Annotated in this window: 24 protein-coding genes, 2 tRNA genes and 1 riboswitch; of the genes, 17 read left to right on the top strand and 9 right to left on the bottom strand. The window is 71.9% G+C overall.

Translation table 11 applies throughout. The features are described from left to right. Window positions 1-118 (bottom strand): transposase (locus AB0J53_RS30300; protein ID WP_364178815.1); only part of this gene is annotated, 118 nt, incomplete at its 3' end. A gap of 299 nt (window positions 119-417) precedes the next feature. Here AB0J53_RS30300 and AB0J53_RS30295 point away from each other — a divergent pair. Both AB0J53_RS30295 and AB0J53_RS30290 read left to right on the top strand, forming a co-directional pair. Next, window positions 418-591, top strand: coding sequence for a hypothetical protein (locus AB0J53_RS30295; RefSeq protein ID WP_364178805.1), 174 nt, complete (start codon window positions 418-420; stop codon window positions 589-591). Between the two features lie 78 nt (window positions 592-669). Then, window positions 670-1,482: a hypothetical protein gene (locus tag AB0J53_RS30290; protein ID WP_364178802.1), complete on the top strand. Its 813-nt coding sequence runs from the start codon at window positions 670-672 to the stop codon at window positions 1,480-1,482. Between the two features lie 56 nt (window positions 1,483-1,538). Here the strand turns inward: AB0J53_RS30290 and AB0J53_RS30285 are convergent. After that, window positions 1,539-1,615, bottom strand: a tRNA-Pro gene (locus AB0J53_RS30285). Between the two features lie 90 nt (window positions 1,616-1,705). Between AB0J53_RS30285 and AB0J53_RS30280 the strand changes: the two genes are divergently transcribed. Next, window positions 1,706-1,779 (top strand) — tRNA-Gly (locus AB0J53_RS30280). 33 nt (window positions 1,780-1,812) lie between these two features. On the opposite strand, the gene AB0J53_RS30275 is transcribed toward AB0J53_RS30280, so the two are convergent. Further along, window positions 1,813-2,397: a hypothetical protein gene (locus AB0J53_RS30275; RefSeq protein ID WP_364178799.1), complete on the bottom strand. Its 585-nt coding sequence runs from the start codon at window positions 2,395-2,397 to the stop codon at window positions 1,813-1,815. Window positions 2,398-2,476: 79 nt separating this feature from the next. Between AB0J53_RS30275 and AB0J53_RS30270 the strand changes: the two genes are divergently transcribed. From AB0J53_RS30270 to AB0J53_RS30240, 7 genes are all read left to right on the top strand, one after another. Then, window positions 2,477-3,142 carry a uridine kinase gene (locus AB0J53_RS30270; protein WP_364178797.1) on the top strand — a complete coding sequence of 222 codons (666 nt, stop codon included), beginning with the start codon at window positions 2,477-2,479 and terminating at the stop codon, window positions 3,140-3,142. After that, window positions 3,139-4,449, top strand: coding sequence for a TrpB-like pyridoxal phosphate-dependent enzyme (locus AB0J53_RS30265; RefSeq protein WP_357590195.1), 1,311 nt, complete (start codon window positions 3,139-3,141; stop codon window positions 4,447-4,449). Before AB0J53_RS30270 ends, AB0J53_RS30265 begins: the two co-directional genes overlap by 4 nt. 213 nt (window positions 4,450-4,662) lie before the next feature. After that, a complete protein-coding gene (locus AB0J53_RS30260; protein WP_364178794.1) occupies window positions 4,663-5,442 on the top strand; it encodes a DeoR/GlpR family DNA-binding transcription regulator in 780 nt (259 codons plus the stop codon). Then, a complete protein-coding gene (gene galT / locus AB0J53_RS30255) occupies window positions 5,439-6,521 on the top strand; it encodes a galactose-1-phosphate uridylyltransferase (protein ID WP_364178791.1) in 1,083 nt (360 codons plus the stop codon). Before AB0J53_RS30260 ends, galT begins: the two co-directional genes overlap by 4 nt. Window positions 6,522-6,586: 65 nt before the next feature. Then, a riboswitch (cyclic di-AMP (ydaO/yuaA leader) is annotated at window positions 6,587-6,728 on the top strand. A 7-nt stretch (window positions 6,729-6,735) separates the two neighbouring features. Next, window positions 6,736-7,695, top strand: coding sequence for a hypothetical protein (locus tag AB0J53_RS30250; protein WP_364178788.1), 960 nt, complete (start codon window positions 6,736-6,738; stop codon window positions 7,693-7,695). 55 nt (window positions 7,696-7,750) lie between these two features. Next, complete coding sequence (locus tag AB0J53_RS30245) at window positions 7,751-8,281, top strand: TetR family transcriptional regulator (protein WP_364178785.1); 531 nt, start codon at window positions 7,751-7,753, stop codon at window positions 8,279-8,281. A gap of 81 nt (window positions 8,282-8,362) precedes the next feature. After that, a complete protein-coding gene (locus AB0J53_RS30240; RefSeq protein ID WP_364178783.1) occupies window positions 8,363-10,027 on the top strand; it encodes an alpha/beta fold hydrolase in 1,665 nt (554 codons plus the stop codon). On the opposite strand, the gene AB0J53_RS30235 is transcribed toward AB0J53_RS30240, so the two are convergent. Together AB0J53_RS30235 and AB0J53_RS30230 are read right to left on the bottom strand one after the other, a co-directional pair. Beyond that, window positions 9,999-10,364 carry an MmcQ/YjbR family DNA-binding protein gene (locus tag AB0J53_RS30235; RefSeq protein WP_364178780.1) on the bottom strand — a complete coding sequence of 122 codons (366 nt, stop codon included), beginning with the start codon at window positions 10,362-10,364 and terminating at the stop codon, window positions 9,999-10,001. The two genes, AB0J53_RS30240 and AB0J53_RS30235, sit on opposite strands and share 29 nt — an antisense overlap. After that, complete coding sequence (locus AB0J53_RS30230; protein WP_219515970.1) at window positions 10,361-11,665, bottom strand: site-2 protease family protein; 1,305 nt, start codon at window positions 11,663-11,665, stop codon at window positions 10,361-10,363. The genes AB0J53_RS30235 and AB0J53_RS30230 overlap by 4 nt, the downstream gene beginning before the upstream one ends. 142 nt (window positions 11,666-11,807) lie before the next feature. Here AB0J53_RS30230 and AB0J53_RS30225 point away from each other — a divergent pair, with 142 nt between their 5' ends. Beyond that, window positions 11,808-12,413 carry a response regulator transcription factor gene (locus AB0J53_RS30225; RefSeq protein WP_219515962.1) on the top strand — a complete coding sequence of 202 codons (606 nt, stop codon included), beginning with the start codon at window positions 11,808-11,810 and terminating at the stop codon, window positions 12,411-12,413. 149 nt (window positions 12,414-12,562) lie between these two features. Here the strand turns inward: AB0J53_RS30225 and AB0J53_RS30220 are convergent, their stop codons facing one another. Beyond that, window positions 12,563-13,675 (bottom strand): PP2C family protein-serine/threonine phosphatase, encoded by a 1,113-nt coding sequence (locus tag AB0J53_RS30220; protein WP_364178775.1) that lies wholly within the window; start codon window positions 13,673-13,675, stop codon window positions 12,563-12,565. Window positions 13,676-13,793: 118 nt separating this feature from the next. On the opposite strand from AB0J53_RS30220, the gene AB0J53_RS30215 reads away from it, so the two are divergent. Together AB0J53_RS30215 and AB0J53_RS30210 are read left to right on the top strand one after the other, a co-directional pair. After that, window positions 13,794-15,023 carry a GNAT family N-acetyltransferase gene (locus AB0J53_RS30215; RefSeq protein ID WP_364178772.1) on the top strand — a complete coding sequence of 410 codons (1,230 nt, stop codon included), beginning with the start codon at window positions 13,794-13,796 and terminating at the stop codon, window positions 15,021-15,023. 15 nt (window positions 15,024-15,038) lie between these two features. After that, window positions 15,039-15,185 carry a hypothetical protein gene (locus AB0J53_RS30210; protein ID WP_219515938.1) on the top strand — a complete coding sequence of 49 codons (147 nt, stop codon included), beginning with the start codon at window positions 15,039-15,041 and terminating at the stop codon, window positions 15,183-15,185. Between the two features lie 12 nt (window positions 15,186-15,197). On the opposite strand, the gene AB0J53_RS30205 is transcribed toward AB0J53_RS30210, so the two are convergent. Beyond that, window positions 15,198-15,671 (bottom strand): ribose-5-phosphate isomerase, encoded by a 474-nt coding sequence (locus tag AB0J53_RS30205; RefSeq protein ID WP_364178769.1) that lies wholly within the window; start codon window positions 15,669-15,671, stop codon window positions 15,198-15,200. A 102-nt stretch (window positions 15,672-15,773) separates the two neighbouring features. Between AB0J53_RS30205 and def the strand changes: the two genes are divergently transcribed. Together def and AB0J53_RS30195 are read left to right on the top strand one after the other, a co-directional pair. After that, complete coding sequence (gene def, locus AB0J53_RS30200; protein WP_364178766.1) at window positions 15,774-16,259, top strand: peptide deformylase; 486 nt, start codon at window positions 15,774-15,776, stop codon at window positions 16,257-16,259. A 9-nt stretch (window positions 16,260-16,268) separates the two neighbouring features. Further along, on the top strand, window positions 16,269-16,994 hold the full coding sequence (locus AB0J53_RS30195) for an SDR family oxidoreductase (protein WP_364178763.1): 726 nt from the start codon (window positions 16,269-16,271) through the stop codon (window positions 16,992-16,994). Between the two features lie 2 nt (window positions 16,995-16,996). On the opposite strand, the gene AB0J53_RS30190 is transcribed toward AB0J53_RS30195, so the two are convergent. Beyond that, complete coding sequence (locus AB0J53_RS30190; RefSeq protein ID WP_364178760.1) at window positions 16,997-18,400, bottom strand: aldehyde dehydrogenase family protein; 1,404 nt, start codon at window positions 18,398-18,400, stop codon at window positions 16,997-16,999. A 104-nt stretch (window positions 18,401-18,504) separates the two neighbouring features. Beyond that, window positions 18,505-19,125, bottom strand: a complete 621-nt coding sequence (locus AB0J53_RS30185) for a disulfide bond formation protein DsbA (protein ID WP_364178757.1) — start codon at window positions 19,123-19,125, stop codon at window positions 18,505-18,507. A gap of 90 nt (window positions 19,126-19,215) precedes the next feature. Between AB0J53_RS30185 and pepN the strand changes: the two genes are divergently transcribed. Then, entirely contained in the window at window positions 19,216-21,747 is a 2,532-nt protein-coding gene (pepN, locus tag AB0J53_RS30180; RefSeq protein ID WP_364178754.1) for an aminopeptidase N, read from the top strand. A 134-nt stretch (window positions 21,748-21,881) separates the two neighbouring features. Beyond that, complete coding sequence (locus AB0J53_RS30175) at window positions 21,882-23,156, top strand: ROK family transcriptional regulator (protein WP_364178751.1); 1,275 nt, start codon at window positions 21,882-21,884, stop codon at window positions 23,154-23,156. Window positions 23,157-23,219 lie beyond the last annotated feature (63 nt).

The raw sequence follows: 23,219 nt of genomic DNA, 5'->3' as shown, positions 1-23,219 counted from the left end.
TGTAGACCGTGATCCAGGAGCCGAATCGTTCGGGCAGGTCACGCCAGGGCAGGCCGGTGCGGGCCCGATACAGCACGCCGTTGATCGTCCTTCGGAGTTCCGCACGCCCATGTGTAATTGGCGGGAGGACCTGCCGCCGCCCCCCGTACCGCCGCACACGGCCGTCTGACGCTGCCTGTGTGCCGGCGGCGACACCGGGGGCCGCAAGCCCCGCACGCTCGCGCTTCCGGCCCGTTGCTGGAGTGCTGACTGCGCTCAAGGCGGCACAACGGTAGAGCTACGCCGCCAGCTGACGGGAATGTCCTCTGGTCTTCACGTCGGCCGCTGGGCCCCAACTCGGCGCGGCCAACGCATGGCGTGCCTTCAGATCGTCATCAAGGGGACCGAGGGATCAACCCGAAGGAACGGACGCGACGAGTGCTGCGCCACAGCTTCATCTCGTTGCTCTCGGACAACGGCATCCCGCTTGAAGAGATCTCGCGGCTCGTCGGTCACAGCAGCACAGCCGTGACCGAGGCCGTCTACCGCCAGCAGATCCGCCCGGTGCTGCAGGCCGGTGCCATCGCCATGGACCGCATCATCGACACATGAGGCTTCCGGTCGATCGGGAGGAGGGAAACTTCGCCAAACGGATGTTCCGCTCCTCCCTCGGCCGCCTACCATGCTTGGATGCCAGGGCACTTCGATCTTCATTCAGCGCTTGCGGCCGGAGTCCTTGACCGGACGAGAGCATGGGAGTTCATCCAGGGCTTCGCCGCTGCCTGGTCGTCGGCCCCGATCCGGACCGGCGATGGTTATGACGGCTCCGAACTCGCCGCTGTGGAGGAGCGCCTTGGCTTCCGTCTTCCCACGGCATTGAGAGAGGCGTACGCCCTCTTCGGGCTGCGCGAGGACCTGTGCGGCACCATGCACCGGCTGGAGCCGCTGGACAGGCTTGGTGTCTGCGAGCCGGAGAATCTACTCTCGTATCACGTTGAGAACCAGGGCGTGTGGGAATGCGGTGTCCGGCTCGCGGATCTCCACCTGGACGACCCGCCCGTGGCGCATCTTCCCAGTTGCGGGTGCGCGGATCACAGAATCCGTGGGATCGCGTGGATGGAACGGCTTTCCCTGGACTGCATCGAACTCGTCCTGACCGAGTCGCTCTACAACACTTATGGAACTGAATGCGATCTGGGCATCTGGGGCGAACTCTGCCGGGACGAGGTTCCCCTCGTGGACCAGATGTTCCGGCTTCTTCTCCTCCCCCCGTATCCGAGTGAGCCATCACCGTGTGCGCCAGGCAGTCGGTGGTACGCGGACGACAACCTTTTTGTATGTCTCAGCCCTCACGTGAACGGCGGAGAGTTGCCACCAGGTGCTGCACGGGCTTGGTGGCACCGCCCCGGCAGTGTCGCGGACATCAACATCCGCGCACGGACGCCCGAGGCTCTGGAGGACGCTCGTAAGCGCCTTCCCCGTGTCTGGTTCGAGTGGCGCTGATCCTGAGGGCTTAGTCACTCAGATGGCCACCTCCGTATTGGAGGTGGCCTTTGAGCTGGTCGGGGCGACAGGATTTGAACCTGCGACTTCTTGCTCCCAAAGCAAGCGCGCTGCCAAGCTGCGCCACGCCCCGTCGGCGCCGGGTACGCACACGCTCCGGGACTCCGGTACGCTTACGCCCTGACGACCGGATGAAGTCTAGACCAGAGTTCGACCGGTTCGCGCGGACGTAGCTCAATGGTAGAGCCCTAGTCTTCCAAACTAGCTACGCGGGTTCGATTCCCGTCGTCCGCTCCACAGCCGTAAGGCCAGCTCGGGCCCCCTGCCGTGTCAGGCGGGGGTGCACAGTCTGTTGAGTTCCGCGATGTCGGTCCGGATGCCTGTGAGCACCTCGCCCGGGTCGTCCATGACCATGCCGGTCAGGCGGAAGTTCAGTTCACGAAACCCCCAAGCCAGCCTGGTGACCTTCTGCCCGACCGCTCCCTGGGCGTTCAGGGCCACGCCCATCAGCTCCGAGTACGCCTGCTGGGCCGCGCCTGCATGGCTGCTGCGTGTGTCGCCGGCGTTCCGGCTGTAGGCGTTGAGTGCGGCCGTCGCCTCGGCGCAGCCGATGGGGGGAACCGGGGGCAGCACCACGGACGTGACGGGGTCAGCACGGGTGGTTTCCGGGTCGGGGGGCGGCGGGTCCGAAGGCGGGCGGCTGGGCTCCCGGTCGGGCGACGGGGAGTAAGGGGACTCGGACGGGGGCGAAGTCTTTTTGTCGATGGGTTGCGCGGCGGGCGGGGCCAGGTACGCGATCAGCGCGACCACGGCCGCCACCGAGGCGGCGAGGGCGCTCACGGTCGCCGGCCAGTTCAGCTGACGGCCCTTGTCCCCGTCCGTCGCGGGCCGCTGCGCCGATCCGTTCTGCGTCATGGCCTCATCGTGGCCGAGTGATCGGGCCGGGTCCAGGAACGCGGGAGCACGCGCATCGGAGCCCGTAGGCTCGGACGTGATGCGTGCACGACCGATCTCGATGGAGGCGCTGGTCGAGGAGCTGGCCGAGGCGATCGCGGCGGGGCCGGGCGACGGCTGGGCGCGGGTGGTCGTCGACGGGGCTCCGGCGGCGGCGCCCGGGGAGCTGGCCGACCGGCTGGCGGCGCCGCTGCGGGTGCGCGGGCGGCAGGTGCTGCGGGTGTCGGTGGGTGACTTCCTGCGGCCTGCGTCGCTGCGGCTGGAGCACGGGCGGACCGATCCTGACGTGTTCTACGACGACTGGCTCGACGTGAAGGGGCTGCTGCGGGAGGTGCTGGAGCCGCTGGGCCCGGGCGGCTCGGGGCGGGTGCTGCCGGCGCTGTGGGACAGCCGGATCGACCGGGCCTTCCGGCTGCCGTACGAGACGCTGGCGCCGGGCGGGGTGCTGCTGCTGGACGGGACGCTGCTGCTGGGGCGGGGGCTGCCGGTCGAGCTGAGCGTGCACCTGTGGCTGTCGGCGGGTGCGCTGGAGCGGCGCACGCCCGAGTCCGAACGGTGGCGGTTGCCGGCATATGACCGCTACGAGCGGGAGGTGCGGCCCGCCGAGACGGCGGACGTGCTCGTACGGGCCGATCATCCGGGCCGGCTGGCCATGCGGGAAGGCGACTGGAACGGTGGCGCGCGGCGGCGCAGACTGGGTGGATGATCCCCAGCCACTGGTACAACATCGTTCCCGACCTGCCCGCGCCGCCTCCTCCGCCGCTGCATCCGGCCACCCGGGAGCCGGTGGGGCCGGACGATCTGGCGCCGCTGTTCCCGATGGAGCTGATCGGGCAGGAGGTGAGCCAGGAGCGGTTCGTGCCGGTGCCGCAGGAGGTGCTCGACGTCTACCGGCTGTGGCGGCCGACGCCGCTGGTGCGGGCGCGCCGGCTGGAGCGGGCGCTGGGCACCCCGGCCAGGATCTACTACAAGTACGAGGGCGTCTCGCCCGCCGGGTCGCACAAGCCCAACACGGCGGTCCCGCAGGCGTACTACAACGCGCGTGAGGGCGTGCGCCGGCTCACCACCGAGACCGGCGCGGGGCAGTGGGGCAGCGCGCTGGCGTTCGCGTGCGCCCAGTTCGGGGTGGAGTGCGAGGTCTGGATGGTACGGGCCTCCTACGACCAGAAGCCCTACCGGCGCTCCCTCATGGGGGTGTACGGCGCGACGGTGCACGCGAGCCCGTCACCGGTGACGATGTCCGGCAGCAAGGTGCTGGCCGGCCACCCCGACTCGCCGGGGAGCCTGGGCATCGCGATCAGCGAGGCGGTCGAGGCGGCGGCCGGGGCGGCCGACACCCGGTACGCGCTCGGGTCGGTGCTCAACCACGTGCTGATGCACCAGACGGTGATCGGCGAGGAGGCGCTGGCGCAGCTCGACGAGCGGCCCGACCTGGTCATCGGCTGCACCGGCGGCGGGTCGAACTTCGCCGGGCTGGCCTTCCCGTTCCTGCGCGGCAAGCTCGCCGGGGAGGGCGGGCCGGTGCTGCGGGCCGTCGAGCCGGCCGCCTGCCCGTCGTTCACGCGCGGCCGTTACGCCTACGACTTCGGCGACACGGCCGGGCTGACGCCGCTGCTCAAGATGCACACGCTCGGCCACGGGTTCGTGCCCGACCCGATCCACGCCGGCGGGCTGCGCTATCACGGGATGTCGCCGTTGCTGTCGCACCTGTACGAGCTCGGGCTGTTCGAGGCGGTGACCCGGTCGCAGACCGAGTGCTTCGAGGCCGGGGTGACGTTCGCCAGGACGGAGGGCATCGTGCCCGCGCCGGAGCCGACGCACGCGCTGGCCGAGACCATCGCCGAGGCGCGGCGGTGCGCCGAGAGCGGCGAGGCGAAGGTCATCCTGACGGCGCTGTGCGGGCACGGGCACTTCGACCTCGCCGCCTACGACCGCTACCTGTCGGGCGAGATGACGGACTTCACGCTGCCGCAGGAGCGGATCGACGAGGCGCTGAGCGAGCTGCCCGGGTGAGTCAGCGCGCCGTGGGGCGCTTGCCGTGGTTGGCCTTCTTCTTCTTGCGTGCCTTGCCCTTGCGTGCGCGCTTGGCCATGTCGCATCCCTCCTGGTGATGGGGCTCTCTCAATGTCTCCCGCATCGGGGCGCTGGACAAGCGTCCCGGTGACCTAACATTCCCCAACATATTCGTGTCATAATTTGGTGGAATCTGTTGGAAGGAGCGGGGGCGTGCTCGCACAGCAGCGTCAGCAGGCGATTCTCGAACGCGTCCGCAGCGCAGGCGGGGTCCGGGTGGCCGAGCTCGTGCGCGAGCTCGGCGTCTCCGACATGACGATCCGCCGCGACCTGGAGGTGCTCGCCGAGCGCGGGCTGCTGGAGAAGGTGCACGGCGGTGCCACGACGCTCGGCCCCGGCTCGACCGAGGAGCCGGGGTTCACCGCCAAGTCGGCCCGCCAGCAGCAGGAGAAGGAGTCCATCGCGCGGCGCGCCGCCCAGCTCGTCCGGCCCGGCACCGCGGTCGCCCTGTCGGCCGGCACCACGACGTGGGCGCTGGCCCGTCACCTGATCGGGGTGCCGGAGCTGACCGTCATCACCAACTCGATCCCCGTGGCCGAGGTCTTCCACCGCAATCCGCGCGCCGATCGCACGGTCGTGCTCACCGGCGGCGTCCGCACCCCCTCCGACGCGCTCGTCGGCCCGGTGGCCGTGGCCGCGATCCGGCGCCTGCACGTGGACACCCTGTTCCTGGGGGTGCACGGGATGAGCGTGCGGGCCGGGTTCACCACGCCCAACCTGCTGGAGTCCGAGACCGACCGGGAGCTGGTCAACGCCGCGCACCGGCTGGTCGTGCCCGCCGACCACACCAAGTGGAACACGGTCGGCATCAGCACGATCGCGGAGCTGCGCGAGGCCGACGTGGTCATCAGCGACCCCGGGCTGCCCCAGGAGGCACGTACGGAGCTGGCCGAACGCGCCGGCGAACTGATCATCGCGGAGGGCTCGCAGTGAAGCGCACCATCACCCATCTGGCCGACGGCCGGGAGCTGATCTACTTCGACCGGCGTGACGACGCCGACCGGAGCGCGATCGACCGGCGGCCGCTCGATCCCCGGCCGGTGGCGTCGGAGCTGCGCTACGACCCGCTGACCGAGGAGTGGATCGCGGTGGCCGGGCACCGGCAGACGCGCACGTTCCTGCCTCCGGCCGACGAGTGCCCGCTGTGCCCGTCGTCCGCAGAGCGGGCGTCGGAGATCCCGGCGGACGACTACGACGTGGTCGTGTTCGAGAACCGGTTCCCGTCGTTCTCCCGCAATCTCGGCAGTTACGCGGACGTGGGCGGGCTGAGCGAGGTCCGGCCGGGTGTGGGGCGGTGCGAGGTGATGTGCTTCACCTCCGAGCACTCCTCGTCGTTCTCGCAGCTCTCCGACGACCGGGTGGAGCTGGTCATGGAGGCGTGGGCCGACCGCACGGCCGAGCTGTCCTCGATCGAGGGCGTGGAGCAGGTGTTCTGCTTCGAGAACCGGGGCGAGGAGATCGGCATCACGCTCTTCCACCCGCACGGCCAGATCTACGCCTATCCGTACGTCACGCCGCGCACCAAGCTGCAGCTCGGCGCCGCCAGGCGCTACGCGGGGCGTCGGCCGGGGCGCAACCTGTTCGCCGACGTGCTGGCGGCCGAGCGGGAGGCGGGCACCCGGGTGGTGGCCGCCAACGAGCTGTGGACGGCGTTCGTGCCCGCCGCCGCGCGGTGGCCGTTCGAGGTGCATCTTTACCCGCATCGCCGGGTGCCGGACCTGGCGGCGCTGTCGGAGGCCGAGCGGGCGGCGTTCGCCCCGCTCTACACCTCGGTGCTGCGCGCGCTGGACGGGCTGTTCGGGGTCGCGATGCCGTACATCTCGGCCTGGCACCAGGCGCCGGTCCGGCAGGACCGTGAGCTGGGCTATCTTCATCTGGAGCTGTTCAGCATCCGGCGGGCGCCGGGCAAGCTGAAGTACCTGGCGGGATCGGAGTCGGCCATGGGAGCCTTCGTCAACGACGTGCTCCCGGAAGAGGCGGCACGCATGCTTCGATCACAGGTAGATCACTAATTGATTTCCGATTGATGTCGCATTACTCGTGATCTACCACTACTATCCCTTCAAGCGCGGTCATAGCACCGTGTACGCCTAATCCCGGGCGAGTTGCCCGGGAGCCGGGGACCCATCCGCACCTGGGGTGAATCCACTTCGGTGGTAGGGAAGCGACTCCCATGCCCGAACCCGTCAGCTAACCCGGCCGGCAGAGGGAGAGGAAACCCCGCACGTGGCGTCAGCGTCCCCCACGCGACTTGCCATCGGCGTCGTCACCGCGGCAGCGATGACGTTCGCCACCTGGTCAGCACCGGCCGCGGCCGAGCCCAAGCCGTCCGAGAGCCAGCTCCGCGGCGACCTGAAGCAGCTCAACAAGAAGGTCGACCAGCTCATCGAGCGCTACAACGCCAAACGCGTCGAGCTCGCCAAGGCCCGCGAGGCCGCCGAGGCGGCCAAGAAGCGGCTCGCCGCCGCCGACCAGGCGCTCGCCGCCGCCCAGCTGAAGGTGGGCGAGCTCGCCAGACTTCGTTACCAGAGCGGCACGCTGGGCCTGCCCTACTACATGGTGCCGCCCGACGGGGCCAGCGCGGCCGTGGTCGAACAGCTCACCGCCGAGCAGCAGGCCATCGTGGCCGGCGTCGCCGCCGCCCGCGACGAGCAGAAGAAGGCCGCCGACGCGGCCGCCGCCCTGGCCCGCCGGCTCAGCGCCGACACGACCGAGGTGGCCAAGCAGCGCGACGAGGCCGAGGGCGTCATCGGCGACATCGAGAAGAAGCTGGAGGACCTGATCCCGTTCAGCACCGGGCGGCGCTCCGACGGCACCTGGGCCCCGCAGCTGCCGAGCGGCACCGACAACATCACCGCCCGCACCCGGGCGATGAAGGCGCAGATCGAGAAGAGCTTCAAGCTGCCGTTCAGCGTCGGGTGCTTCCGCTCGGGCTCCAGCGGCGAGCATCCGCTGGGGCGGGCCTGCGACTTCATGATGAGCGCCGGCGGCTCCATGCCCACCGCGGCCAACAACGCCCTCGGCGACCGCATCGCCGAATGGACCGTGAAGAACCGGGACAAGCTCGGCGTCAAGTACGTGATCTGGAAGCAGCGGATCAACCACGGCTCCGGCTGGAACGCCATGTCCAACCGCGGCAGCATCACCGAGAACCACTACGACCACGTCCACATCTCGATGCACTGACGTGGCCGGCCGGCTCGGCGTTGACAGAATATGTAGATCGGTCTAGTTTTTCGGCATGGGTAAGAAGGGGGCCGAGACTCGGCTGCGGATCCTGGAGGCGACCCAGGAGCTGGTCGAGGCGGGCGGCTATGCCAATGCCGGGCTCAATCAGGTGATCGCCGCCAGCGGGGCGCCGCGAGGGTCGCTGTACTTCCACTTCCCCGAGGGCAAGGACCAGCTGGTCGGCGAGTCGATCCGGCGGGCCGGGGCGGCGATCGGGTCGGCCTTCGACGATCTGGCCGTGGACGAGGTGCTGCGGCTGCTGGGCGACCGGCTGGAGGAGTCGGGCTGGCGCAAGGGCTGCCCGGTGGCCACCGTGGCGCTCGAGATGGCCGCCGCCAGCGACCCGCTCCAGCAGGCGTGCTCGGAGGTCTACACGTCATGGGAGGCCGCCCTGCGTACGCGGCTCGCGGGGCGACCGGACGCCGACGATCTCGCCGTCACCGTCCTGGCGCTGATCGAGGGGGCGCTGCTGCTGGCCAAGGCGCACCGCAGCCGGGAGCCGCTGGACCGCGTCGCCGCCGTGCTCGCCGGGCTCCTGCGCTGACCCCCGGGGCCGCCTCCCCGCCACGGAGGCGGCTCTTTTCACGCCCAGAAAATATGTAGACCGATCTATTGAGGAGCTCTCTTGGACGCGATCGTCTTCGGCGCGACCGGCTTCGTCGGCCGGGCACTCGTCGCCGAGCTGCTGGGCCGCGGGCAGCGGGTGGCGGCGGCCGTGCGGACCGACACCCTCACCCCGTGGCTGGCCGAGCGGGGCGTCGCCACCGGCGGGCTGAACGTCGTCACCGCCGACCTCACCCGCCCGCTCACCGGACTCCCCCAGGCACGCGACGTCTACAACGCCGCGGCGCGCTTCGCGTTCGGCCTCGGCGTCGAGGAGGCTCGCGCCGTGAACGTGACCGGCGCGCTCCACGTGCTCGAATGGGCCGCCACGCTCCCCCGGCTGCGGCGGCTCGTGCACATCAGCGGCTACCGGGTGAGCGGCGTCCGCCCCGACTACGCCCGGCTGGGCGCGTACGAGGCGTCCAAGGCCGAGGCCGACCTCGCCGTTCATGCCAGGGCGCGCGAGCTGGGCGTCCCGCTGACCGTCGCCAACCCCAGCACGGTGATCGGCCCCGGCCAGCACCTCGGCCTGGCCTCCCTCGTCGGAGACCTGTGGAACGGGCGGCTCCCGGCGCTGCCCGGCGGCCCGGACGTCTTCCTGCCGGTCGTCACGATGGACTACTTCACGCGCTTCCTGGCGGAGATCCCCGCCGCCCCGGCGGGCGAGGACCACTGGGTGCTCGACGACGACACCCCGCCGCTGCCCGAGCTGATCGGCCTGGTCGCCCGGCACCTCGGCGTGCGCGCGCCGCGCCGGACGATCCCCGTCGGCCTGGTGCGGCGGCTGCCGCGGGCGCTCACCGGCGCCGATCCGGAGACGCTGTCGTTCCTGTCGCCGGACCGCTATCCGACGGCCTCGGCCCGCGCCCTCGCCGCCCGGGCCGGCCTGGAGATGCCGCCGGTCGCCGACGCCCTGCGCGCCTGGGCGGACGACCTGGTGGCGGCCCGCTTCGGCGCGGCGACGCCGTGGCTGCGCCCGTACGGGTTCCGGGACCGTACGTGGGTGATGGGGGACGCCCGCGACCCCGGGCACGTGCTGCTGCACGGGCTGCCGGTGAACGCCGACGTGTGGGCGCGGGTGGCCGCCCTGCTGCCGGGGCCGGTTCTCGCGCCCGATCTGCCCGGGCTGGGGCGGTCCGCGCCTTCTGACCGGCCGGTGGAGGCGTGGCTGGCCGGGCTGATGGGCAGCGTGCGGACGCGGCCGACGCTGGTGGCGCACTCGCTGGCCTGCGGGCCCGCGCTGCGGTTCGCGGTCGAGCATCCCGAGCGGGTGGGCGGGCTCGTGCTCGTGGCTCCGGCGTTCCTCCAGGCTCCGGCGTCATGGGCGGCGCGTTCTGCCGTGGCCGCGCCCCTGCTGCGCCGCATGTCCGCCGCCCGGCTGGCCGCCACGCTGGGCGTGCCCGAAGGACCGGAGGTGGCGAGCGCCGCGCTGGACCTGCGCCGCCCGGGGGTGGCGCGGCGCGTGGTCGCGGCGCTGCGGGCGGCCTCGGCCGGGCGGGACGCCGCGCGGGCGCTGCTGACACGGGTGCGGGTGCCCGTCGAGATCGTGACGGGCTCGGCCGACCCGCTCACGGCCGACCCGGGGCATCCGGTGACCGAGATCGCCGGAGCCGGGCACTATCCGCAGCTCACCCACCCGGACCAGGTCGCCAGGGTGCTCAGCCGGTCGGGGGCATCCGCTCGATGAGGGACTTGGGCGCGACCTGCCGGTAGGCGTCGGCGACGATCTCGCCGATCTCCGCCCAGTCGACGTCCACGTCCAGGAAGACGCCCAGCCAGCCGCGATGGCCCACGTATGGCGGCCGGAAGAAGCGGGCCGGGTCCTCGGCCACCAGCTCCTGCTGGACGCCGGGCGGGGCCGCGCACCAGAACGCCAGGCGGTCGTCGTGGTGGTGGTCGGCGTACATGACGAACGTCTTCTTGCCCCGCACGAACCAGGTGGGCTCGCCGTGGCTGAGCCGCTCGGTCGTCTCCGGCAGCGCGAGGCACAGCCGCCGGAGCTCGTCGAGCGGGCCCGCGGTCATCCGGTGAGCCTCAACGGGTTGATCAGGTCGGCGTAGACCAGCAGCCCGGCCATGATGATCATGACGAAGGCGAGCGCGTAGGTGAGCGGCAGCACCTTGGCGATGTCCACGTACGCGGGCTCGGGGCGGCGGCGGACCCGGGCGTAGGCCCGCTTGAGGCCCTCCCACAGGCCGCCCGCGATGTGGCCGCCGTCGAGCGGCAGCAGCGGGATCAGGTTGAACATGCCGATCGCCAGGTTGAAGCCGGCCAGCAGGTTGACGAAGATGTGGAACTTCTGGATGCCGGTCAGGTCGGAGGCGAGGATCTCGCCGCCCATCCGCCCGGCGCCGACGACGCCGACCGGGCCCTCGGGGTCGCGTTCCTCGCCGGAGAAGGCGGCGTGCCACACGCCGACCATCTTCTCCGGCAGGTTGACCAGCGACTGCGCCACCCTGCCCGTGAGCTCGGCCATGTGGCCGGCGACCGCGCCGATGCTCTGCTGCTGCATGACCTCGGTGGGCATGACGCCGAGAAAGCCGACGTTCTTCTCGATCACCTTGGGGTCGTCGGGCTTGGGCCGGTCCTGGGCGATGAGCGTGACGTCGAGCGTCATCGGCTTTCCGTCGCGCACGATGCCGAGCGCCACCTCGCCCGCGCCGTGGGAGCGGATCAGCCGGGTCGCGTCGGCCCACGAGCCGATCTTCTGGCCGTCGAAGGAGACGAGCTGGTCACCGACCTTGAGCTTGGCCTTCGCCGCGGGCGTCGCCTGGTCGCCGGGCCGGCACTCGGTGCGCTGCTCGCTGACCGGGATCACGCACGTGGTGGTGTCGGGCGAGACGACCGGCACCAGCGTGGGCATGCCGATGCCGACGAACAGCAGCGTGTAGAGGACGAAGGCGAGCACGAAGTTCATCGCCGGGCCGCCGGACATGATGATGACCTTCTGCCACCACTTCTTCCGGTAGAAGACCCGCTCCTCGTCGCCGGGGCGCACCTCTTCCTGGGCGGCCTCCCTGGCGGTCTCGATGAGGCTCTGGAACGGGCCCGTCGAGCTGCCGCGCAGCTTGGTCGGGTCGTCGCCGGGCCGGGGCGGCAGCATGCCGATCATGCGGATGTAGCCGCCGAGCGGCAGCCACTTGATGCCGTACTCGGTCTCGCCACGACGCCAGGACCAGGCGGTGGAGCCGAAGCCGACCATGTACTGCGTCACGCGGACGCCGAAGAGCTTGGCGGGCACGAGATGGCCGACCTCGTGCAGCGCGATGGACGCCATCAGTCCGATGAAGAAGATGACGATGCCCGCGACGAAGAGCCAATCCATGTACGCGCGCTCCAGGGAAGACGGAAGTCCCGACCTACCCAAGGGTAGTCGAACTCCGCACACCTGGACGGGGGCTGCGCATGAACCGCCGTTGACAGTCCGCAGTCGGACGATCACCCTGGGACGTGACGGAGGGAGCGATTTGATCCGGATCCTGGTCGCCGAGCATCTGGCGCTGGTGCGGCGTGGTCTGGTGGCCTCGCTGGAGGCCGAGCCGGACCTGCGGGTGGTCGCGGAGGTGGCGAGCGCCGAGGACGTGCTGCCTCGCGCGCTGGAGTGCGAGCCGGACGCGGCGGTGGTCGACGCCGACCTGCCGGGCGTGGGCGGGCTGGGCGCGGCGGAGGCGCTGCGGGAGAAGGCGCCCGGGTGCGCGGTGCTGATCCTGTCGGCCCAGCCGCATCCGGGGCAGGTGCGCGGGGCGCTGGCGGCGCACGCCCGCGGGTTCATGACGCTCGACGTGGCGCCGGAGCAGCTCGCCGAGGGGTTGCGGCGGATCGCGGCGGGCGGCCGGGCGATCGACGCCGAGCTGGCCGTGGCCGCCCTGCAGTCGCCGGTCAATCCGCTGACCAGGCGTGAGATCGACGTGCTGCGGATCGCGGCGGGCGGCGCCCGGTCGGCGGAGATCGCCGACGAGCTCTTCCTGTCGGTGGGCACCGTGCGCAACCACCTGTCGCGGATCATGTGCAAGACCGGCGCGCGCAACCGGGTCGACGCGGTGCGCATCGCCAGCGACTCGGGCTGGCTGTGAGCGGACTGGCTGTGAGCGGGCTGGTGGTGTGCGGGCGGGCCCCGGAGGAGCCGCGCCGTTCCCCCGGAGCCCGCGACTCTATGACGATCTCAGGATGCCGGGCCGGCGGCCAGTGACCACGATCACGACCGCACCCGTGTGATTCGTCACTACGGACGCCAGATGAGCACCAGCGCGCAGTCGTCGTTGTGGCCCGAGGCCATGGCGTTGACCAGGGCCCTGGCACCGTCGCGGAACCCGGAGGGCAGCAGCCGCTCGGCCTCCCCCAGCAGCCGGTCGAGCCCGGCGTCGATGTCGCGGCCCGGCTGCTCGATGAGCCCGTCGGTGTAGAGCAGCAGCGCGTCGCCCTTGCGCAGGGTGCCGCTGTCGGGCTCGCAGTGCAGGTCGGGCACCACGCCGAGCACCACGCCCTTGGCGGAGGCGACCTGCCAGTTGCCGGTCCCGGCGTCGAACTTGACGACCGGCGGATGCCCGGCCGAGGTGATCGTGTAGTCGCCGGTGGCCAGGTCGAGCCGGACGTGCACGGCGGTGACGAAGCCCTCGTCGCCGCGCTGGCGGTGCAGGTAGGCGTTGCACGCGGGCAGGAAGTCGTCGACGGAGCCGAGCAGCCCGCCGAACGTGCCCGACAGCAGCAGCGCCCTGGTGCCGGCGTCGACGCCCTTGCCGGACACGTCGACGAGCGCGATGTCGACCCGGTCGCCGTCGCGCAGCGACACCAGGAAGTCGCCGCCGAACGAGGAGCCGCCCGCCTGCTTGAGCACCACCTTGCCGCCCCAGTCCTTGGGCAGCGGCGGCAGCTCGCCCTGGCTCCTGAGCCGGTCGCGCAGCTCCAGCAGCATCGCGTCGCCGCGCAGTCCCTGCACGCCGAGCTTGCCCCGGGTGCGGGCCATGAGCACGGCCAGCACCGTGGTGAAGCCGGTCGTCACGAGCAGGCCGAGCCCGACGCTGCCCGGGCCGAGCTGCGTGGCCACGTAGCCGAGCGCGACGGCCACGGCGACGAGCAGCTTGACCAGGCTGCGCAGCCGCAGTTGCAGCCCGCCCACGAGGGTGACGAGGATGAGCAGCGACGGCGAGAACCACTCCGTGGACACCTCGGCGGCCAGCAGCCCGATGACCAGCGACACCACGGTCAGCGTGAGAAGCAGGTTGCGGTCGCGGGCCAGCGGGCGCCGCACCAGCCGTACGGCCTGCACCAGCAGCGGCACCCGCACGAGCAGGGCGCGGAGCCGTGGCGGGATCAGCGGCGCCGGACGGGAACTCATGATGCGCCTGACTGTATCGGTCTGGACCATGTTTGGGCAGCCCACTTGACCAGAGCCTTGATCATCGGGACCGGATACCCGGTGGCCGAGGCGCGGCGGCGCCTCGTACGGTGGACGGATGACGTTTCAGATCCGCCCGATAGCCGAGGCCGAGTGGCCGGCGTTCTCCGACGTGCTGGGCGAGGGGTTCGGCTGGACCCCGCATCCCCGCCAGCTGGACCGCTGGAAGAAGCAGACCGAGTTCGACCGCACGCTCGCGGCGTTCGACGGCGACACCATCGTGGGCTGCACGGGGGTGTACAGCCTGCGGATGACGGTTCCCGGCGGGGTGCTCCCGGTCGCGGGGGTGACCGCGGTCAGCGTGCTCCCCTCGCACCGCCGCCGTGGCGTGCTGTCGTCGCTGATGCGCAGGCAGCTCGCCGACGTGCGCGAGCGTGGCGAGTCGGTGGCCGCGCTCTACGCCTCCGAGGCGCCCATCTACGGCCGGTTCGGCTACGGCAGGGCGGCGGAGCTGATGTCGTTCACCATCGACAGGGCCGGCTCGGCGTTCGTGCGCGACGCGCCGCAGGACCCGTCGCTGCGGCTGCGGGTGGTCAAGCCCGCCGAGGCGCGCGGCGACTTCGAGGCGCTGTTCGCCGCCGTGTCGCCCCGGCGTCCGGGGATGTACGAGCGCCGGGCGGAGTTCTGGGACGCGGCGCTGGCCGACGAGGAGTTCGACCAGCAGGGCGCGGGCGCGCTCCGCTCGGTGATCGCCGAGGACGACCAGGGGGTGCGCGGCTACGCGACGTTCCGGATCAGGCCCGGCATGGACGCCAGCGGCGTGCCCGACGGGGAGCTGAAGCTGCACGAGCTGTTCGCCGCCGATCCGGCCGCCTGCGCGCTGCTGTGGCGCAGCGTCCTCGACCGTGACCTGGTCGCCAAGGTGGTCGTCGACAGCCGGCCGGTGGACGACCCGCTGTTCGCGCTGATGGCCGACTCGCGCCGGCTGCGCGCCCGCTGGACGGACGAGCTGTGGGTGCGCCTGGTCGACGTGGGCGAGGCGCTGGTGTCGCGCTCCTACGCGGCGCCGGTCGACGTGGTGATCGACGTCGAGGACGACGTGTGCCCGTGGAACGCCCGCCGCTGGCGGCTGACCGCCGACACCTCGGGGGCCGCGTGCAAGCCGGTGGACGACGAGCCGGACCTGGTGCTCAAGGTCGCGTCGCTGGGCTCCGCCTACCTGGGCGACGGCGCGCTGGCCGAGCAGCACGCGGCGGGGCTGCTGGAGGAGCGCACCCCGGGCGCGGTGCGGGCGCTGACGACGGCGATGTCGTGGAGCCCGAAGCCGTGGGCGGGGCTGACGTTCTGACGTAGGGTCGGGGGCATGGCCCTGCAGAGCTTGCAGATCACCGCGATCACCGCGATGCGGGCGCGCGACGTGTCGCGCCCGTCGAAGGAGCAGCAGGAGGCCGCCGACCGGCGGCCCCTGCGTGACGAGACGCCCAGGCGCGAGGCCCGGCGCCGCTCCTAGCCGCCCTCGGGGCTACTCCTGGGGCAGCGACGGGAGCTGGCCGATGGTCTCGTACGTCTCCAGCTGGGCGATGCGGCGGCTGTGGCGCTCGCTGCCGGAGAACGAGGTGGCCAGGAACGTCTCGACGAAGCCGGTGGCCTCGTCGGCCGAGTGCATGCGCGCGCCCACGGCGATCACGTTGGCGTTGTTGTGCTCGCGGGCCAGGCGGGCCGTGTCGTCGCTCCAGGCGAGCGCGGCCCGGATGCCGCGCACCTTGTTGGCGGCGATCTGCTCGCCGTTGCCCGAGCCGCCGATGACCACGCCGAGGCTGCCCGGGTCGCCGGCCACGCCCTCCGCGGCCCGCAGGCAGAACGCCGGGTAGTCGTCCTCGGCGTCGTAGACGAAGGGACCGCAGTCGGTCACCTCGTGCCCGTGGTCCTTCAACCAGGACACGAGATGGTTCTTGAGCTCATAGCCGGCATGGTCGGCACCGATGTAGACACGCACGCCACCAGTCTTCCACAGCCCGGCCGACGCGGCTCCTGGCCCGCGCCCGCTCGCTAGAGTAAGGGTCGGCACCGCCCAGTAGTCCTTACGAGAGGAGCCGCCATGCGCGAGATCCGTTCGATCGGCGACCCGGTCCTGCGCACGCCCGCCGAGCCCGTCGAGGCGTTCGACCGCGAGCTGCGCAAGCTGATCGACGACATGTTCCAGGCCATGTACGCGGTCGACGGGGTGGGCCTGGCCGGTCCGCAGATCGGCGTGTCGCGGCGGCTGTTCGTCTACGACATCAGCGGGCGCAAGGGCCACCTGATCAACCCGGTGCTGACCGTGGACGACCCGGCGGAGGTCCTGGACGAGGAGGGCTGCCTGTCGGTGCCCGACCGGCGGACCGGCAGCCCGATCTACGCGCCGGTGGCCAGGGCGGCCGGGGTGACGGTCGAGGGGGTCGACCGGCTGGAGCGGCCGGTCCGGATCACCGCCAGGGGCTCGCTGGCGCGCTGCTTCCAGCACGAGACCGACCACCTCGACGGCAAGCTGTACGTCGACCGGCTGCCGAAGAACGAGGCTCGCAAGATCATGCAAAAGGCGTAAGTTGGCCGTATGACTGTGCTTTCCGGCAAGGGCGCACTGGTGACGGGCGGCTCACGCGGCATCGGCAGAGCGGTCGTGGAGCGGCTGACGGCCGACGGGGCGAGCGTGGTGTTCAGCTATCGCCACGACAGGGAGGCGGCCGAGCGGGTCGCCAAGGAGACGGGCGCGCACGCGGTCCAGGCCGACCAGGCGGACAAGGACGACCTGCTGCGGCTGTTCGCCGAGGCGGAGGCCCGGCTGCCGGGCCTCGACATCCTGGTCAACAACGCGGCGGAGACCGGCCAGGCGCTGATCTCCGAGGTGACGGACGAGGTCTACGAGCGGGTGTTCGCGGTCAACGCCCGCGCGACGTTCCTGGCCATCCAGTGGGCGGGCCGGGTGATGCGCGACGGCGGGCGCATCGTCAACGTCTCGACGCTCAACACCAAGCTGGCCGCCCCCGGCGTGGCCGTCTACGCCGCCAGCAAGGCCGCGGTCGAGCAGTTCGCCAAGGTGGCGGCGCGCGAGCTCGGCGGGCGCGGCATCACCGCCAACACGGTGCTGCCCGGCGCGACCGACACCGACATGCTGCGCTCGTCCAACCCGCCGGAGGCGCTGGTCCAGACGGTCGCGCTGACCTCGCTGGGCCGGCTCGGCCGGCCCGAGGACGTAGCGTCGGTGATCGCGTTCCTGGCCGGGCCGGACGGAGGCTGGGTGACCGGGCAGAGCATCCGCGCCACCGGCGGGCTCTACTAGCCCTACAGCTGCATCGCCTTGACCTCGAAGAACTCCTCCAGGCCGTGCTCGCCGAGCTCGCGGCCGATCCCGGAGCGCTTGTAGCCGCCGAAGGGCGCCATCGGGTTGAACCGGCCCCCGTTGACGGCCACCTGCCCGGTGCGCAGCCTGCGCGCCACGGCGACCGCGCGCTCCTCGGTGCCCGCCCACACCGCGCCCGAGAGCCCGTACGGGGTACCGTTGGCGATCTCGACGGCCTGGTCCTCGGCGGTGTAGGGGATGATCGTCAGGACCGGGCCGAAGATCTCCTCCTGCTCGATCGTCATGCCGGGCTCGACCGCGGCGAAGACGGTCGGCTCGACGTAGAAGCCGCGGGGCAACGGGCGCTCGGTGCCGCCGGCCACCAGCCGGGCGCCCTCCTCGTGGCCCCGGTTGATGTAGCGGACGACGCGGTCGCGCTGGGCGGCGGAGACGAGCGGGCCGATCCTGGTGGCCTCGTCGAACGGGTCGCCGACGGTGTACTTGGCGGTGGCCTCGACGGCCAGGCGGACGGCCTGGTCGTACTGGTCACGGTGGACGATCATGCGTGACCAGGCGGAGCAGGTCTGGCCGGCGTTGACGAAGCAGTTGGCGACGCCCGCCTTGACGGCGGCGGTGAGGTCGGCGTCGGGCAGGATGAGGTTGGCGGACTTGCCGCCGAGCTCCAGCGCGACGCGCTTGACGCCGTCGGCGGCCAGCGTGGCGACCCGGCGGCCGGCCGCCGTGGAGCCGGTGAAGGAGACCAGGTCGACGGCCGGGTGGGCGGCCAGGGCCTCGCCGACGACCGGGCCGCGCCCGCTGACCAGGTTGAACACGCCGGGCGGCAGGCCGACCTCGTGCAGGATGTCGGCCAGCGCGTAGGCGGCCAGCGGGGCGACCTCGCTGGGCTTGAGCACGACCGTGCAGCCGGCCGCGAGCGCCGGGGCGACCTTGGCGACGATCTGGTGCAGCGGGTAGTTCCACGGCGTGATGGCGGCGACGACGCCGACCGGCTCCTTGACGACGAGCGAGTTGCCGACGCGGGTCTCGCGCGGGTGGGTCTCGGCGAGCTGGGCGTAGGAGGCGAGGACGCCGGCGGGCATGAGCGTCTGCACCTTGAGCGCGAAGCCGAGCGGCGAGCCCATGTCGGCGGCGATGGTCCTGGCGATGTCGTCGGCGCGCTCCACGATCAGCTCGGCCGCGGCGGCCAGCGGCTTGGCCCGGTCGGCGGGCGGCAGCGACGACCAGCCGGGGAAGGCCCGCGCGGCCGCGCGCACGGCGGCGTCGACGTCTCCGGGCGCGCCCGCGGGCACCCGGTCGATGATCTCCTCGGTGGCCGGGTTGACGACCTCGACGGCTTCTCCCGAGACGGAGGCGGTCCAGGCACCGCCGATGTAAAGCTGACGCATGACGCCATCCTGGCGTGCTCCGCGTCACAATGCGAGGCGGCCACGGATCCGGGGATGAGCACTGCCACCCCCGGACGCAGCTTCTTCTACCGGCGCGGGGGTATTCAGTCGAAGCGCGGCGAGCCGTCGCGGGTGCGCTTGAGCTCGAAGAAGTTCTCGAAGCCGGTCACGAGCAGGACTCCGTCCCAGAGCCGGCCGGCGTCCTCGCCCCTGGGGATGGAGTTGATCACCGGGCCGAAGAACGCGTTGCTGCCGACGCGGATGACCGGCGTGCCGACGTCCTGGCCGACCAGGCCGATGCCCTCGTTGTGCGAGCGCCGTACGGCCTCGTCGTGGGCGTCGGAGTCCATCGCGGCGGCGAGCTCGCGGTCGAGGCCGGCGCCGGCGAGGGCGTCCTCGACGGTGGCGCGCAGGTCGTCGAGCCGGTCGATGCCGCGCTGGTTGTGCAGGCGGGTGCCGAGCTCGGTGTAGAGGGGGCCGACGACGTGGTCGCCGTACTTGGCGGCCGCCGCGGCGACGACGCGCACCGGGCCGATGGCCTTGGCGATCTGCTCCCGATAGGCCTCCGGGACGTCCTTGTCCTCGTTGAGCACGTTGAGGCTCATGATGTGCCAGCGCGCCTCGACGGGACGGACCTTCTCGACCTCGACCAGCCACCGCGACGTCGCCCAGGCGAACGGGCAGAAAGGATCGAACCAGAGATCCACAGGAGTCTTCTCAGTCATGTGTGGTCATAACCTGGGGAGGTCGGCGTCCTATTCCTGGCGTGGCAGGATACCGACAAACCCCAACGAAGTGGTGAAAAGGAGCGCAACTTGGCAGGCAACCTCACCCGGGACGAAGCGCGCGAGCGGGCCCGGCTGTTGAAGGTCGAGTCGTACGAGGTCGCACTCGACCTCACGACGGGGGACGAGCGCTTCGACAGCGTGACCACGGTCCGTTTCGGCAGCACCAGCCCCGGCGCTTCCACCTTCGTCGACCTGCACGGCGCGCGCGTGCGCAAGGTCACGCTGAACGGCGAGGAGCTCGACCCCGGCAGCTACGACGCCGACAAGGGCCGCTTCCCGCTGCCCTCGCTCGCCGCCGCCAACGAGCTGCGCGTCGAGGCCGAGTGCGCCTACATGCGCACCGGCGAGGGCCTGCACCGCTTCGTCGACCCCGTCGACCAGAACGTCTACCTGCACAGCCAGTTCGAGACGGCCGACGCGCACCGCATGTACGCCTGCTTCGACCAGCCCGACCTCAAGGCCACCTTCCAGCTCGCCGTGCGCGCTCCCGAGAGCTGGGAGGTCGTCTCCAACGCCGCCGCGGGCAGCGTCGAGCCAGCAGGCGACGCGGCCAAGCAGTGGACGTTCCCCGCCACGCCGGTCATGTCCACCTACATCACGGCGCTCGTCGCGGGCCCGTACCACAAGGTGACCTCCGAGCACGACGGCATCCCGCTGGGCGTCTACTGCCGCGCCTCGCTGGCCGAGCACCTCGACGCCGACAACATCCTGGAGGTCACCCGGCAGGGGTTCGACTTCTTCCACAAGGTGTTCGGCGTGCGCTACCCGTTCGGCAAGTACGACCAGCTCTTCGTGCCGGAGTTCAATGCCGGAGCCATGGAGAACGCCGGCTGCGTGACGTTCCTGGAGGACTACGTCTTCCGCTCCCGCGTCACCGACGCCGTCGTCGAGCGGCGCGCCGAGACCATCCTGCACGAGATGGCCCACATGTGGTTCGGCGACCTGGTCACCATGCGCTGGTGGGACGACCTGTGGCTGAACGAGTCGTTCGCCACCTACATGTCCGTGCTCGCGCAGGCCGAGGCCACCCGGTGGGGCGGCGGCGCGTGGACCACGTTCGCCAACGTGGAGAAGGCCTGGGCCTACCGCCAGGACCAGCTTCCCTCCACCCACCCGATCGCCGCCGACATCCCCGACATGCAGGCCGTCGAGGTCAACTTCGACGGCATCACCTACGCCAAGGGCGCCTCGGTGCTCAAGCAGCTCGTCGCCTACGTCGGGCTGGACAACTTCCTGGCCGGGGTGCGCGACTACTTCGCCGAGCACGCCTGGGGCAACACCGAGCTGAAGGACCTGCTCGGCGCGCTGGAGCGGACCTCCGGGCGCGACCTGTCGTCGTGGTCGAAGGAGTGGCTGGAGACCTCCTGGGTCAACACGCTGCGCCCGTCGTTCGAGGTCGCCGACGGCCGCTTCACCTCCTTCGAGGTGCTGCAGGAGGCCCCGGCCGACTACCCGACGCTGCGCTCGCACCGCGTCGCAATCGGCCTGTACGCGCTGCGCGACGGCGCGCTCACCCGCACCAAGCGGGTCGAGCTGGACGTCGTCGGCGCCCGCACCACCGTGGCCGAGCTGATCGGCGAGGAGCAGCCCGACCTGGTCCTCGTCAACGACGACGACCTCACCTACGCCAAGATCCGGCTCGACGAGCGGTCGCTGCGCACGCTCGTCGACGGCGGCATCGCGGCGTTCACCGAGTCGCTGCCGCGCGCGCTGTGCTGGTCGGCGGCCTGGGACATGACCCGCGACGGCGAGATGTCCACCCGCGACTACGTCAAGCTGGTCATCTCGGGCATCGCCACCGTCAAGGACCTCACGGTCCTCCAGGCGGTGCTGCGGCAGGCCCGCCAGGCCGTCCAGCAGTACGCCGAGCCCGCCTGGCGCGGCGAGGGCCTGGCCCTGCTGGCCGACGCGCTGCGCTCGCTCATCGGCTCCGCCGAGCCCGGCTCCGACCACCAGCTCGCCTACCTCCAGGCGTTCGCGCCGGTGGCCACCTCCGAGGCCGACCTGGCCATGCTGGCGGCCATCCTCGACGGCTCCGAGGTGCCCGACGGGCTGACCGTCGACGCCGACCTGCGCTGGACCCTGGTCAACGCGCTCGTCGTGGGCGGCAAGCTCGGCGAGGCCGACATCGAGGCCGAGCTCAAGCGCGACCCGACGGCCACCGGCGAGCGGTCGGCGGCGCAGTGCCGGGCCGCCGTGCCCACCGCCGAGGCCAAGGCCGCCGCCTGGGAGCGGATCATCGGCGGCAAGCTGGCCAACCACATCGCCCGTACGACGATCGGCGGCTTCCAGGACCCGCACCACCCCGAGCTGCTGGAGCCGTACCGGGAGAAGTACTTCGCCGAAGTGGGGCGGATCTACCGGGAGTGGACGTTCGACCAGGCGTCGACGTTCGCGGTCGGCTGCTTCCCGACGCTGATCATCGAGGAGGCAACCGTCCAGGCCGCACGCGACTACCTGGCCGCCGAGCAGCCGCCGCAGGCGCTGCGCCGGCTCATCCTGGAGGGCGCCGACGGCGTCAGCCGCGCGCTGCGCAACCAGGCGAGGGACGCCTCCTAGTCCACTCCTGGTCCCCCGCTCGCAGACCCCGGAAGGCCGTGCGCCTTCCGGGGTTTTCTGTTGTCCCTTGACAGGCGGGCGGCCTCGGGCTCATATTCTTCACCACTAACTTTATGACTAAAGAAAGTGGTGGCATGGCCGGAAGCGACCGCGGCGACCTCACCAGGACCGCGATCCTCGCCCTGCTCGGCACCGTCGGGCCGCTCAGCCGCAGCGAGATCGCGCGCGAGCTGGACGTCAGCCCCGCGACCGTCACGCAGCTGACCCGCGAGCTGATGGGACACGGCATGGTCGAGGAGCTCGACCTCAAGCCGTCCCGAGGCGGGCGGCCCGCCCAGCGGCTCGGCCTCGTCGGCGGCGCCGGGCGCGCCCTCGGCGTCAAGGTCACCGCCGACCACCTCGTCCTCGTCGACGTGCGGCTGGACGGCGAGGTGCTCGGGTCCTGGGTGCGGCCCTTCGACCCCGCCGCCGCCGACGCCCCCGGCGACCTCGCCGACGCCGTCGCCTCCGTCCTGACCGCCATCACCGGCGGGCCGCCGCTGCTCGGCGTCGGCGTCGGCGTGCCCGGCTCCGTCGACGACCAGGGCGTCGGCACCGTCAACGCGCCCACGCTGGGATGGCAGGCCATGCCCGTCGGCGAACGGCTGCGGCGGCGGCTCGACCTGCCCGTGCTCGTCGAGAACGACGTCAACGCGCTCGCGGCGGCCGAACGGCTGTACGGCAGGGGGCGGACGCACCGGGACTTCCTCGTGCTGACCATCGGGCGCGGCGTCGGCGCGGCCATCGTCGCCGACGGGCGCGTGTACCGGGGGGCGCGCGGGGGCGCCGGCGAGTTCGGCCACCTGTGCGTGGACCCCGCCGGGCCGCCGTGCGGGTGCGGGGCCCGGGGCTGCCTGGAGGCCTTCGTCGGCTCCACCGGCCTCCTCGCCGCCGCCCGCGCCAAGACCCCCTCAGAGGGATCACCCCACGGCGAGGGCACCCCCTTCATGGAAAGCGGGCCTCTCAAGGGGGGCGACCCCCTCGGAGAGGGGGCCGGGGGGGCGGTGGCGGCGTTGGGGAGGGCGGCCGTGCGGGGGGACGCGGTGGCGCGGGAGGTGTTCGCCGGGGCCGGGGAGATCCTGGGGCGGGCCACGGCCGGGCTGGTGAACGTGGTGGACCCGGAGGTCGTGGTGGTGCTCGGCGAGGGCACCGCCGAGTGGCCGTTCTGGCAGGTGGGGTTCGATCGGGCGCTTCGGGCGCAGCTCTACCCGGGGCGGCGGGACATCGCGGTCGAGGTGGAGAGCTGGGACGAGACGAGCTGGGCACAGGGGGCGGCGGCGCTGGTGCTGGCGACGCCGTTCGACGCGGCCGGGGCCGCCGGGGAGCAGGGCCGCCTGGTGCGCGCCCGCCTCATCGGGACCACGCCGTGAGCGCCGTCCGTGACCGCGCGGGCGTTCTCGCGCGCGGCGCGCGTACCGGAGAGGGAGCGAGCT

The sequence above is a fragment of the Nonomuraea sp. NPDC049725 genome (assembly GCF_040674795.1).
Classification (GTDB): domain Bacteria; phylum Actinomycetota; class Actinomycetes; order Streptosporangiales; family Streptosporangiaceae; genus Nonomuraea; species Nonomuraea ceibae.
Note: the sequence above shows the minus strand (reverse complement) of the source record. Positions and strands in the feature narration are given on the sequence as shown.